Genomic DNA, 13,034 nt, shown 5'->3' with positions numbered 1-13,034 from the left:
GATGGCGAGGTCCACGTGAGTTCACTTGGACGTCGAAGCGAACTCACCGTCTCGCCAGCACCGGCTGCAGCGCCTTCCCCGTGTGCGTCCCCTGCTCGACCAGCGTTTCCGGTCTGCCTTGTGCCACCACCCGGCCGCCGGCGGAGCCGCCTTCCGGTCCGAGGTCCAGCACCCAGTCCGCTTCGGCGATGACATCGAGGTCGTGCTCGATCACGACCACGCTGTGCCCGCCGTCCACCAGCCGGTGCAGCACGCGGATCAGCTTCTCCACGTCCGCCATGTGCAGACCCACCGTCGGCTCGTCCAGCACGTACAGCGTGTGCGGCGCCTTCTGGCCGCGGCGCGTGACGTCGTCGCGCACCTTCACCAGCTCGGACACCAGCTTGATCCGCTGCGCCTCGCCGCCCGACAAGGTCGGGCTCGGCTGCCCCAGGGTCAGATAGCCCAACCCCACGTCCTGCAGCAGCTTCAGCGGGTGCGAGATCGAGGTCATCGCGGCGAAGAACTCCACCGCCTCGTCGACCTCCATCTGCAGCACCTCGCCGATGCTCTTGCCGCGCCAGCTCACCGCCAGCGTCTCCGGATTGAAGCGCTGTCCATGGCACTGGTCGCACAGCACCTTCACGTCCGGCAGGAAGCTCATCGCGATCGTGCGCATGCCCTGACCCTCGCAGCCGGGGCAGCGGCCCTCGCCGGTGTTGAAGCTGAAACGGGCCGGCGCGTATCCCCGCGCCTTCGCTTCCAGCGTCTCGGCGAACAGCTTGCGGATCGCATCCCAGAAGCCGATGTACGTCGCCGGGCAGCTGCGCGGCGTCTTGCCGATCGGCGTCTGGTCGACTTCGAGCACGCGGTCCACCTGCGCGTGACCTTCGACCGCGTCGCAGCCCACCCACTTCGATGGCGCCCGGCGCAGCGGCACCGCCGCGGCCATGTTGGCCAGCAGCACGTCCCGCGCCAGCGTCGACTTGCCGGAGCCCGACACCCCCGTGATCGCCACCAGCCGGTGCAGCGGCACGTCCACCGTCACGCCCAGCAGGTTGTGCAGCGTCGCGTTGAGCACCGTCAGCTTAGGCGCGTCCGCCTCCATCACGCGGCGCTCCTTCAGCGGATGCACCAGCGGTCTCGACAGGAAACGTCCCGTGAGCGAATCGGGGTTCTTCGCGATCTCCTCGGCCGTGCCTTCGGCGATCACGCGTCCGCCGCGCTTGCCCGCGCTCGGGCCGATGTCGATGATGTGGTCGGCGCGACGGATCGTGTCCTCGTCGTGCTCGACGACCACCAGCGTGTTGCCCTTGTCGCCCAGCGTCGCCAGCGCCTTCAGCAGGATCTGGTTGTCGCGCGGATGCAGGCCGATGGTCGGCTCGTCCAGCACGTAGCAGACGCCCTGCAGGTTGCTGCCGAGCTGCGCCGCCAGACGGATGCGCTGCGCCTCGCCGCCCGACAGGGTCGGCGCCGCGCGGTCCAGCGTCAGGTAGCCCAGCCCCACCTCCTCCAGGAACTCCAGGCGGCCCTTGATCTCGACGACCACGTCGCGCGCGATCTCCGCGTCACGACCGGTCAGCGTCAGGGCGGCGATCCACTCGCGGGCCTCCTTCACGCTCCACGACGCGACCGTCCCGATGGTCTCGTGCTCGAAGCTCACCGCGCGCGCCACCGGATTCAGCCGCGCACCGTGGCAATCCGGGCACGGCGCGTCGCTCAGGTCCTCGATCTCGGCTTCCTCCGCCGGGAAGCTCTGCTCACGGCCGCGGTTGTCCTTGTCCTGCTGCGTGTCGTCGAGCGCCTTGCGCTGCTCGCGTGTCAGCGACAGGCCCGTGCCCACGCAGGTCGTGCACCAGCCGTGCTTGGAGTTGTAGCTGAACAGCCGAGGATCGAGTTCCGGATAGCTGGTGCCGCACTGCGGGCAAGCGCGCTTCGTGGAGAACACGCGCAGCGCGCCGATGCCGCGCGTGGCCTTGCCGCTGCGCAGCGCCTCGTGCAGGCCGTCCAGCGGCGAGAGGACATGCACCACGCCCTTGCCGTGATCCAGCGCCTTGGCCAGCAGCTCGCGCAGCTCGGCCTCGGTCTCCGGCGTGATCGTCATGTCGCCGACCGGCAGCTCGATGCTGTGCTCCTTGAAGCGGTCCAGACGGGGCCACGGGCTGGTCGGCAGGAACTCGCCGTCCACGCGCAGGTGCGTATGGCCGCGCTGCTTCGCCCACTTCGCCAGGTCGGTGTAGACGCCCTTGCGGTTGACCACCAGCGGCGCAAGCAGCCCGATGTGCTTGCCCTTGAAGTCGCGCAGCAGCTGCGCGGCGATGGCTTCGACGCTCTGCGGCTTGACCGGCGTGCCGTCGTGCGCGCAATGCTGGACGCCGAGCTTCACGTAAAGCAGGCGCAGGAAGTGCCAGACCTCCGTCGTCGTCGCGACCGTGCTCTTGCGGCCGCCGCGCGACAGGCGCTGCTCGATGGCGACCGTCGGCGGGATGCCCCACACCGCGTCGACCTCGGGCCGGCCCGCCGGCTGCACGATCGAACGCGCGTAGGCGTTCAGCGATTCCAGATAGCGGCGCTGGCCCTCGTTGAAGAGGATGTCGAAGGCGAGCGTGCTCTTGCCCGAACCGGACACGCCGGTCACGACGTTGAACTTGCCGCGCGGGATGCTGACGTCGACCGACTTCAGGTTGTGCTCGCGCGCGTTGACGATGCGGATCACCTCGTCTTCCTGACGGCGCCGGCGCAGCAGCGACTGCAGCGGCTGGCCTTCCGAGACCTTGACCGGCGCCCGGTCCATCTCCAGCGCGTAGTCGCGCAGCGCCTTCGCGGTGTGCGAGGTGGGGTGGTCCTTCAGGTGTTCCGGCGTGCCGGTCGCGACGATCAGACCGCCGTCCTCGCCGCCCTCGGGCCCGAGATCGATGACCCAGTCCGACGCGCGGATCACGTCGAGGTTGTGCTCGATCAGGATCAGCGAGTGCCCCGCCGAAAGCAGCTTGCGCATCGCGCGCATCAGCTTGGCGATGTCGTCGAAGTGCAGCCCCGTCGTCGGTTCGTCGAAGAGGAACAAGGTGCCCTTGGTCGCCGTCGCCTGGCGCGGCTTGGAAGCCGCCTCGGCCAGGTAGCCGGCCAGCTTGAGCCGCTGCGCCTCGCCGCCCGACAGCGTCGGCACCGGCTGCCCCAGCGTCAGGTAGTCCAGCCCGACGTCCGACAGCGGCTGCAGCTTGTTGATGACCTCGCGGTCGTCCTTGAAGACGCCCAGCGCCTCGGCCACGGTCAGCTCCAGCACGTCCGACACGCTGAGCTGCCGTCCGGCGCGCTCGAGCTTGACCTCCAGCAGCTCGGCGCGGAAACGCTTGCCGTCGCAATCCGGGCAGCGCAGGTAGACGTCGGACAGGAACTGCATCTCGACGTGCTCGAAGCCCGAGCCGCCGCAGGTCGGGCAGCGGCCGTCGCCGGCGTTGAAGCTGAACATGCCGGCGCCGTAGCTCCGCTCCTTGGCCATGGGCGTGTCGGCGAAACGCTTGCGGATCTCGTCGAAGACGCCGACGTAGCTCGCCGGGTTGGAACGCGCCGTCTTGCCGATCGGCGACTGGTCGACGAAGACCGCGTCGGCCAGCCAGTCCGCGCCCAGCAGGCGGTCATGCTGCCCCGGCGTCTCGGTGGCCTGGCCAAACCAGCGCGCCAACGCCGGATAGAGCACGTCCTGCATCAGCGTGCTCTTGCCCGAGCCGGACACGCCCGTCACCGCGACCATGCGCTGCAGCGGGAACTCGACGCTGACGTTCTTGAGGTTGTGCTCTCGCGCGCCTTCGAGGATCAGGCGCGGAGTGCTCTCCTCGACCACGCGCTTGAGGCCCATGCCGACGTGCTTGCGCGCGCCGAGGTAGGAGCCGGTCAGGGTGTCGGCCGACCGGATCTGCTCCGGCGTGCCGTCGAAGACGATCTGCCCGCCCTGCTGTCCCGGTCCGGGGCCCATGTCGATCAGACGGTCCGCCGCCAGCATCACGGCCGGGTCATGCTCGACGACGACCAGCGTGTTGCCCGCGTCGCGCAGCCGCTGCATCGCCTCGACGATGCGGTTCATGTCGCGCGGATGCAGGCCGATGCTGGGCTCGTCCAGCACGAACAGCGTGTTGACCAGCGAGGTCCCCAGCGCCGTCGTCAGGTTGATCCGCTGCACTTCGCCGCCGGACAGCGTGCGGCTCTGGCGGTCCAGCGTCAGGTAGCCGATGCCGACGTCGACGAGGTACTTCAGCCGGTTGCGGATTTCGTCCAGCAGCAGCTTGAGCGCCTCGTCGAGCAGCGAGCCCGGCAACTGCAGCTCGTCCATGAAGCGTCTCAGCCGATGGATGGGGAGCTGCATCAGGTCGTGGACCGACAGGCCCGGCAGCGCTTCGAGCTGCGCGCGGGTCCACTTGACACCTTCGGGCATGAAGCGCTTGTCCGCCGGCAGCGCCGCGTCCGCCAGCGCCTTCGAGCCGACGCGCCACAGCAGCGCCTCGGTCTTGAGCCGCGCGCCGCGGCAGGTCGGGCACTCGGTGTAGCTGCGGTACTTCGACAGCAGCACCCGGATGTGCATCTTGTAGGCCTTGCTCTCCAGGTACTCGAAGAAGCGGCGCACGCCGTACCACTGCTTGTTCCAGTTGCCGTTCCAGTTCGGGCTGCCGTCGATCACCCAGTCGCGCTGAGCCTGCGTCATCTGGTTCCACGCGGTGTCGCGCGGGATGCCGGCGTCGCCGGCGTACTTCAACATGTCGTCCTGGCTCTCCTTCCAGGCCGGCGTCTGCATCGGCTTGATCGCGCCGCCGCGCAGCGTCTTGCGCTCGTCGGGGATGACCAGGCCGAGGTCCACGCCGATCACCCGGCCGAAGCCGCGGCAGGTCTCGCAGGCGCCCATCGCCGAGTTGAACGAGAACAGCGCCGGCTGCGGATCGGCGTAGCGGATGTCGCTCTCCGGGCAATGCAGGCCGGTGGAGTAGCGCCACAGCGTCGGCTCGACGCCTTCCTCCGCGCTGAGCACGTGGACCGTCAGGCGGCCGCTGCCGCGCTTGAGCGCCAGCTCGATCGCCTCCATCGCGCGCGCCTGCTCGACGCCCTGGATGCGGAAGCGGTCGGCGACCACGTCCAGCACCTTGCGCCCGTTGACGACGCGCTCCGACTGCACGCGGGTGAAGCCGGAGGCGGACAACCATTGCTCGACCTCGCCGGCGCTGACCGACTCGGGCAGCTCGACCGGGAAGGTCAGCACCAGGCGCGGGTCGTCACCGACGGTGCGCGCCAGCAGCTCGGCGTAGATGGTCTGCGGCGTGTCATGGCGGACCGGCAGGGCGGTGTCGCGGTCGAACAGCGCCGCGCCGCGCGCGAACAGCAGCTTCAGGTGGTCGTTGAGCTCCGTCATCGTGCCGACGGTGGAGCGGCTGGTGCGGACCGGGTTGGTCTGGTCGATCGCGATGGCGGGCGGCACGCCTTCCACCTTGTCGACCGCCGGGCGGTCCATGCGGTCCAGGAACTGGCGCGCGTAGGCGGAGAAGGTCTCCACGTAGCGGCGCTGGCCCTCGGCATACAGCGTGTCGAAGACCAGGCTGGACTTGCCCGACCCGCTGGGCCCGGTCACCACCGTCAGCTCCCCCGTGCGGATGTCCAGGTCGAGGTTCTTGAGGTTGTGCTGGCGGGCGCCCCGGATGCGGATATCGGAATCGGACATGTGGTGTCGTCTCTCGCGCCTCGAAAAAGGCAGTGGGCGATGATTCTAGGGAGCGCCGCGCCCCGGATTGGCAGCAGCGGTCAACGAGTGGGCGAACGGGCGGCGGACCGTGGGAGGGCAACCGTCCGGCGGGCGTCCGTGGCGGCGGGCACGACACAGTGGTAAGCAATTGCAAGCGCGCGACCGCTCAGGAAGCCTTCGCCTACCTCTTGTCAAGGCCTCCGATTGATGACTTCCGCACACTTGCTAGTCTTCGGGGGGTGCGGCAACAATGGACCCCGTCGTCGCCGAGCAACACACGATGCCGGTCCCACCCGAACGGCGGACGACTTTTCTAGGGAATACCCGCATCCTGATCGGATCGGGGACGACAAGCGACATGGACAGAAACGACGGCCATCCCTTTTCCGGAAGTTCCGAGACCACGCTGGTCTTGATGACCTCCGACGCGTCCGCCAAGCCCGCTCCCCCGTCCACGATGACCGACCCTTCCGTCTCCGGCCAGCGTCCGGCGCCCGGCGAGCCCTTCGTGCTGCTGGTCGAGGACAACCCGATCAACCAGGTCGTCGCGCTGGAGTTCCTGGCGCTGATGGGGCTGAAGACCCAGCTCGCCCGCAACGGCCAGGAAGCGCTGGACCTGTGCGAACAGGCGGCCCCCAGCCTGGTGCTGATGGACATCCAGATGCCGGGCATGGACGGCCTGGAATGCGCGCGCCGGCTGCGGGAGCAGCAGGCGCAGGGACGGCTGCCGCGTTTCCCCATCCTGGCGCTGACCGCGCACGCACTGGACAGCGACGTCGCCGACAGCCTGAAGGCGGGCATGGACGAGCACCTGACCAAGCCGCTCGACTTCCTGACGCTGCGCCGCCGCCTGGCGCGCTGGCTGGATCTGCCGCAGCTCAACGACTGACCCCGCGAGGGATCCCTCCGACGAGGGACGAAGCGTCGCCACAACGGGGGGACGCTCGTTATTTCGAGGGTCTTTGACGGCGCGCAAAGCTTCCGCGAATCCCCCGTCGCGGCACTGGCGTTGAGCGCTGCCTGCGTGCTCCACTTTCGATCCGTGCCCGATGTCCGGGCACCAGACGAAGGAGTCGCGAATGACCGTGCGTTTTCAGTTGGACATGCCTGACGACCAGCACCGCGCGCTGGAGCGCATCTACGCCGCAGACAGTCTCAGTTTTCCCGAGTTTCTGGCGCGAGCGGTGTCGCTCTTCCTGATGGCCCGCAGCGCCATCCGCAACGGACATGCGGTTGGCGTCGTCGACGCGGATCAACGGTCGACGCTGAAGGAGGAATTCATTGGCTTCTGATGCACTGCAAGCGCCCGGGGTCACCTTCTCGGGCACCTTCAGCTCGCCAGAACCTTCGGCTGACGCAAGCGTCCGTCGATTCAAGGACCTGGGACTGTTCGTGGTCAGCAACGTCATCCTGCTGACGCTCGTTGGCTTCAGCATCTTCGTGCTTGCCAACACCTGCGCTGCCGATGACAGCCATCAGTGGGCGCTGTCGACGCTGACGACCGTGTTCGGCGGCGTGCTGGGCTGGCTCATCAAGCGATGAGGCCTCGCATGCCGCACGCTCACCCGTTCTCAAGAAACCGCTGCACGATCGTGAAGTGCTCCGGCACGTTCAGCGCTGGCGCGTGCCCGCAGCCCGGGATCGTCACCACCTTCGCCCGCGGACCGCGCACGCGCATCGCGTCGGCCGTCTCCAGCAGCAGAAGATCCGAACTCTCCCCGCGCAGGCAGAGCACCGGCAGGCTCAACGAGTCCCACTCGGTCCAGCGCTTGTAATCGTCCGGATGGACGAAGAACTGGCGGACCATCGCCGGGTCGTAATGCGGCGTCACGCGCCCATCGGGCAGCCGACGCACAGAGCTCTCCGTCAAGCGCCGCCATTGCGCATCGCTCATCCAGCCGTAGGGCTGGTAGATCTGACGGAAGTACTGTTCCAGCGCCGTCACGGTATCGAACGCCGACGGCGACCCCGCGTAGCTGCGGATGCGCTGGATCGCCGGTTCCGCGAGTTCCGGGCCGATGTCGTTGAGCACCAGCCGCCGGATGCGCCCGCGCAGCGAGGTCGCCGCGGCCAGCAGGCCGATCGCGCCGCCCATCGACGTGCCTACCCAGTGGAACTCCGGCAACCCCAGCTGATCGACAAGCGCCACCGCCAGCTTCACGTAGAACGCCAGGCAGTACTCGTTGTCTGGATCCGGACTCCACTGCGACAGCCCTCGTCCGAGGGTGTCCGGACACACCACGAAGTAGCGGCCCGTCCCCGCGAGGTGGGCCGCCAGTTCGTCCATGTCGCGCCCGGTGCGCGCCAGGCCGTGCCAGGCGACCACCGGCTCCGCACCCGGGTCGCCCCAGGCCTGGAAATGAATCTCGCGGCCCTCGCAGCGCAGGTAGTTCGACGTCGACGTCACGATCCCCTCCTCGCCTGCCGCAGGCGTCCGACCAACCCGTTCGGGAAGTGATACACGGCCAGCACGAACAGCACGCCCAACCACAGCAGCCAGCGTTCCGGCGCGATCAGCTGCGACAGCACCGGCACGCCCTCCACCGCCGACGCGCCTATCCGCATCAGATCCTGCAGGTAGCTCTGCGCCAGCACGAACAACGCGCTGCCGACCACCGCGCCGTAGATCGTGCCCATGCCGCCGATCACGACGATCAGCAGGATGTCGAGCATGATCTCGAAGGACAGCGAGGTGTCCGGCCCGTTGTAGCGCAGCCAGATCGCCAGCAGCGCGCCGGCGAGCGTGGCGAAGACCGCCGCCAGCAGCGTCGACAGCGTGCGGTAGGTCACCAGCCGGTAGCCGATGGCTTCGGCGCGGAAGTCGTTGTCCCGGATGGCCTGCAGCACGCGGCCGAACGGCGAGTTGACGATGCGCAGCAGCGCCAGCACCAGCATCACGGCGACGACGAACAGCAGGTAGTAGGTCAACAGCCGACCGTCGACGACAACGCCGAGCACAGGCTCCTCAAGAAACTCCGTCGACGGCGAAAGCAGCGCCGGGAGCCTGAAGTTGAGCCCGTCCTCCCCGCCGGTGAAGTCCGACAGCTGCGAAGCCAGGCCCTGGAACGCCGCCGCGACGGCCAGCGTGATCATCGCGAAGAAGATCGCCTTCACACGGAGCGAGAACAGCCCGATGACGAGCGCCAGCAGCAGCGACACCGCCAGCGCGCCGCCGATGCCGAGCGCCAGCGCCGTGAAGCCCGGCGCCATTCGCGAGCTCGCGATGGCGACGCCGTAGGCCCCGATGCCGAAGAACATCGTGTGCGCGAAGCTCACGATGCCGGTGTACCCGAGCAGCAGGTCGTAGCTGCCCACGAGCACGATGAACACGAGGATCTTGGCCGCGACATTCATCGCCTTGGTGCCCGGGAACACGAACGGCGCGAACGCGAGTCCGAGCACGGTGAGCAGCAGCAGCGCCGCCAGCAGGCGGCTGCGCGGCAGGTCGTGGGAAAGCAGCGAACGGATCAGGCGCATGGCAAGCTCGCTCCGCTCAACGGTGGCCGACCGGATAGAGGCCCTGCGGCCGCCACAGCAGCACGGCGACCATCAGCCCGATGTTGGAGAACAGCGCCACCTTGGGCGCGAGGAAGCCGCAGTAGTTGGCCATCAGGCCGACCAGCAGCGCGCCGACGAAGCAGCCCAGCGTCGAGCCCAGCCCGCCGATGATGATGACGATGAAGATCAGCGTATTGACCTGTGCGCCGATCTGCGGGATCACGCTCTGCTGGTAGAGCCCCCAGAGCACGCCACCCAGGCCCGCCAGGCCGGAACCGGCGACGAAGACCGCCACGAACAGCCGCCGGATGCGGTAACCGAGACTCTCGACCATCTCGCGGTCCTGGACCCCGGCGCGGATCAGCAGGCCGAGCTTGGTGCGGTTGAGCAGCCACAGCAGCCCGATGAAGACCGCGAGGCCGACGACGACGGCCAGCAGACGGAACTTCTCGACCGCCACATCGCCCAGCACCAGCGCGCCGCGCAGGGATTCCGGCGGCTGCAGCGGGATCATCTGCGGGCCCCAGACCAGCTTGATCAGTTCCTCGCCGATGATCATCCCGCCCATCGTGATCAGGATCTGCTTCAGGTGCATGCCGTAGACGGGCCGCACCAGCACGCGCTCGAAGACCAGGCCCAGCGCCGCCGCGCTGACGATGCCGGCGAGCGCCGCGACGGCCACCGCGGCGAGATTGACCATGAGCGACGGACTCGACACGAAGCCCCCGTAAGTGTTCATCGCGCCCATCACCGTCGTCGCGACGAAGGCGCCGAGCGCGATGAACACGCCGTGGCCGAAGTTCAGCACGTCCATCAGGCCGAAGACCAGCGTCAGGCCCGAGGCGATGACGAAGACGATCAGCCCCATGGCGAGGCCGGCGATGGTCAGCGTGGCCCAGCTCGACATCGAGCCGATCATCGGCAGCGCCGCCAGCGCCAGCGCGACGACCAGCAGCAGCGGGATCGCGTCGAAGCGGGCCCTGGGAACGGGATCGGTCGGGTTCGGGCTCGCCAGCGGATGCGGATGCGATTGCGGATTCGGGGTCATTGGTGTGCCGCCAGGGAAAGGCCGAGCAGCCGCTGCTGCAGCGCCTCGTCGTCGGCCAGATCGGCCATGCGGCCGGCATGTGCGACGCGACCGTCGTCCATCACGGCCACGCCGTCGCCCAGCGCGCGGGCGACCATGAAGTTCTGCTCGACCAGCAGCACCGTCGTGCGCACGCCGTCGCGGCCGCGCTTGATCTCGCCGAGCGCGTCGATGAGGTTGCGGATGATCGCCGGCGCCAGCCCCTTGGTCGGTTCGTCGATCAGCAGCAGCCGACGCGGCTCCACCATCGCGCGCGCGATCGCCAGCATCTGCTTCTGCCCGCCGCTCAGCTTGCCGGCGGGATACAGCCAGAACTTGCGCAGCGCGGGGAACAGCCCGAACAGCCACTCCAGGCGCGCGGTATCGAGGTCATCGAGCGAGCGCGCCTGCCGCGCGGCCAGCAGCAGGTTCTCGCGCACCGTGAGGTCGCCGAAGATGCCCATGTTCTCGGGCACGTAGGCGATATCCAGACGCGCGATCTCCGGCGTCGGCGTGGCCTGGATCTCGCGGCCGTCGAACAGCACGCGGCCCGCGCTCGCACGCCACAGGCCCATCACCGTGCGCAGCGTCGTCGTCTTGCCGGCGCCGTTGCGGCCGAGCAGCATCGTGACCTCGCCCTCGACGACGGCCAGATCGACGCCATGCAGGATGTGATACGCCCCGATGTGTGTGTGCACGCCTTCGAGGCGCAGCAGGGTCTTGGGCGTCGAGGCTGTCATGCGACCTCCGGCATGGCGAGCCCCAGATACGCGCTCTGCACGACCGGCGAGGCGATCACCGTCTCGGGCTCGCCGTCCGCGACGAGCTGCCCGTTGTGCAGCACGACGATGCGATCGGCCAGCTCCCGCACCACGTCCATCTTGTGTTCCACCAGCAGGATCGTGTGCGTCCCTTCCGCCTTCAGCGCGCGGATCAGGTCGAGGATCACCGGCACCTCGTCGACGCTCATGCCCGCGGTGGGTTCGTCGAACAGGTAGACCTTGGGCTTCAGCGCCATCAGCATCGCGACTTCCAGCTTGCGCTGATCGCCGTGAGGCAGGCTCGCGGCGGTCGCATCGACGCGGTGGCCGAGCCGCACGCGTTCGACGATCGCGCGCGCCTCTTCGATCAGTTCACGATGGTTGAGCCAGACGGACAGCATTCGCAGGCCCTCGCCGCGCCGCGACTGCACGGCCAGACGCACGTTCTCGAGCACGCTCAAGCTCGGGAACAGCTGCGTCAGTTGGAAGGCGCGCCCCAGTCCGCGCCGCGTGCGCAGCGGTGCCGTCATTCGGGTCAGGTCTTCACCGTCCAGCAGCACGCGCCCGGCGCTGGCGACGAGCTGCCCCGAGATCAGGTTGAAGTAGGTCGTCTTGCCGGCGCCGTTGGGCCCGACGATGGCCGTCAGCGTGCCCGGATGGAAGGCACAGCTGACGCGGTCCACCGCCGTGTGCCCGCCGAAGCGGATGGTGAGGTCGCGGGTCTCCAGCATCAGGGACAGGTGCCGATCACGTAGTAGTTGGGCGCGGTCTGCTTCAGCGTCGTGGTGACGAAGATGTTCCACAGACCCATCGCCTGGTTGGAGCCGTTGGCGTAGGTGATGCCGTAGAGCGCGTACGCGCGGCCCGAGATGGAGTGTGTGTAGTTGGACGAGGTGAAGCAGGTCGCGGGCGTGCCCGGGTCGCCGGGATCACCGGGATCGCCCGGGTTGCCGGTCGTGCCGCCGGCCACCTTGTCCACCATCGCCTTGATCGCGCCGATCTGCGTGCCCGCTTTCTGCGCGAAGTTGGAGCCGTACCAGCCGACCCAGTCCCAGCAGCCGTTCGGGTTGGGCAGCAGGCCGCTGGCGGCAGTCGAGCGCGAGGTGTTGTCGACCTTCGTCTGCGGGAACAGCACGACGATGCTGTTGGTGTCGGCCCAGCGCGAGAAGCCGGTGTTCCTCACGAACTTGTCGCCGATGGTGGCGTAGTTCTGCTGGCAGCCGTGCAGCGCCACATGCAGCTTGCAGAGCTGACCGGCGGCGCAGTTGGCCGGCACATACGCCCAGCCGGTCGCCGCGAGACCGGGGTTCGTGCTGAACGCGGTCTGGTCGAACTCGATGTAGTTGGCCGCGGCAGGGCTGTTGTTGCGCGCACTCAAGCTGCCGTAGAGCTTCGTGAGCACCGCCTTCGCGCCGTCATAGCCGCAGTTGGCGATGTAGGGCGACGCGCTGCTGCCGCAGCTGTTGTTGCCGGCGGCGTCGAAGTCGGTCGGCAGCACGTGGGCGGTGCCGCTGCGCTGGACGTAGTCGAGATTGGCCGCCGTGACGCCGTTGTTGAGGTACTGCGTCTGCACCGCGTTCATCGGGTTGGGCCCGACGGTGGTGTCGCTCAGGCCGACGAACAGGAAGACCTTCTGCGAGGCGACGTTGCTCTTGGCGTCGATCGCCGTGCCGCTCCAGTTGTTGAGGTCGGCCTGCATCGTGTTCAGCGCGGACGACGAGATCGTCGCGTTGTACATGCAGGCGGTGTAGTTGCTGTGGCCGGCGCAGTTGTAGGGCCCGGCGGCGAAGACGCCGACGCCCTTGAACGTCGATGAATGCGCGTAGCCGAGCTGGTTGGCCATGAAGCCGCCCGACGACAGACCCGACACCGTGATCTGGGTCTTGTCGATGTTGAGCGAGGGCAGCGGCACGGCGGCATGGGCCGCCCCGGTGAGCGCCATCGCGGCGCCGAGCGAACGGATCAGAACGGAGAACTTCATCGGAAACCTCCTTGATGTAGCCGGACC

General features: G+C 68.3%; 10 protein-coding genes. 3 read left to right on the top strand and 7 right to left on the bottom strand.

Going from position 1 to position 13,034, the window contains the following annotated elements; translation table 11 throughout:
* Positions 1–43: 43 nt before the first annotated feature.
* Positions 44–5,680, bottom strand: a complete 5,637-nt coding sequence (uvrA, locus tag ACQZ13_RS05605) for an excinuclease ABC subunit UvrA (protein ID WP_431050231.1) — start codon at positions 5,678–5,680, stop codon at positions 44–46.
* Positions 5,681–6,059: 379 nt separating this feature from the next.
* On the opposite strand from uvrA, the gene ACQZ13_RS05600 reads away from it, so the two are divergent.
* The 3 genes from ACQZ13_RS05600 (at position 6,060) to ACQZ13_RS05590 (ending at position 7,243) form a co-directional block, all read left to right on the top strand.
* Positions 6,060–6,590, top strand: coding sequence for a response regulator (locus tag ACQZ13_RS05600; RefSeq protein ID WP_431050230.1), 531 nt, complete (start codon positions 6,060–6,062; stop codon positions 6,588–6,590).
* A gap of 190 nt (positions 6,591–6,780) precedes the next feature.
* Positions 6,781–6,993 carry a hypothetical protein gene (locus ACQZ13_RS05595; protein WP_431050229.1) on the top strand — a complete coding sequence of 71 codons (213 nt, stop codon included), beginning with the start codon at positions 6,781–6,783 and terminating at the stop codon, positions 6,991–6,993.
* Complete coding sequence (locus tag ACQZ13_RS05590) at positions 6,983–7,243, top strand: hypothetical protein (RefSeq protein WP_431050228.1); 261 nt, start codon at positions 6,983–6,985, stop codon at positions 7,241–7,243. The genes ACQZ13_RS05595 and ACQZ13_RS05590 overlap by 11 nt, the downstream gene beginning before the upstream one ends.
* A gap of 19 nt (positions 7,244–7,262) precedes the next feature.
* On the opposite strand, the gene ACQZ13_RS05585 is transcribed toward ACQZ13_RS05590, so the two are convergent.
* From ACQZ13_RS05585 to ACQZ13_RS05560, 6 genes are read right to left on the bottom strand one after another with little or no spacing between them, the layout of a single operon-like run.
* A complete protein-coding gene (locus tag ACQZ13_RS05585) occupies positions 7,263–8,108 on the bottom strand; it encodes an alpha/beta fold hydrolase (RefSeq protein ID WP_431050227.1) in 846 nt (281 codons plus the stop codon).
* Positions 8,105–9,178, bottom strand: coding sequence for a branched-chain amino acid ABC transporter permease (locus tag ACQZ13_RS05580; RefSeq protein WP_431050226.1), 1,074 nt, complete (start codon positions 9,176–9,178; stop codon positions 8,105–8,107). The genes ACQZ13_RS05585 and ACQZ13_RS05580 overlap by 4 nt, the downstream gene beginning before the upstream one ends.
* Positions 9,179–9,194: 16 nt before the next feature.
* Entirely contained in the window at positions 9,195–10,247 is a 1,053-nt protein-coding gene (locus ACQZ13_RS05575) for a branched-chain amino acid ABC transporter permease (protein ID WP_431050225.1), read from the bottom strand.
* Positions 10,244–11,005, bottom strand: coding sequence for an ABC transporter ATP-binding protein (locus ACQZ13_RS05570; RefSeq protein ID WP_431050224.1), 762 nt, complete (start codon positions 11,003–11,005; stop codon positions 10,244–10,246). The genes ACQZ13_RS05575 and ACQZ13_RS05570 overlap by 4 nt, the downstream gene beginning before the upstream one ends.
* Positions 11,002–11,757: an ABC transporter ATP-binding protein gene (locus tag ACQZ13_RS05565; protein WP_431050223.1), complete on the bottom strand. Its 756-nt coding sequence runs from the start codon at positions 11,755–11,757 to the stop codon at positions 11,002–11,004. The genes ACQZ13_RS05570 and ACQZ13_RS05565 overlap by 4 nt, the downstream gene beginning before the upstream one ends.
* Positions 11,757–13,007 (bottom strand): extracellular catalytic domain type 2 short-chain-length polyhydroxyalkanoate depolymerase, encoded by a 1,251-nt coding sequence (locus ACQZ13_RS05560; protein ID WP_431050222.1) that lies wholly within the window; start codon positions 13,005–13,007, stop codon positions 11,757–11,759. Before ACQZ13_RS05560 ends, ACQZ13_RS05565 begins: the two co-directional genes overlap by 1 nt.
* Between the last annotated feature and the right edge of the window lie 27 nt (positions 13,008–13,034).

Source organism: Roseateles sp. L2-2 (genome assembly GCF_050613215.1).
GTDB lineage: Bacteria > Pseudomonadota > Gammaproteobacteria > Burkholderiales > Burkholderiaceae_C > Roseateles > Roseateles noduli.
Note: the sequence above shows the minus strand (reverse complement) of the source record. Positions and strands in the feature narration are given on the sequence as shown.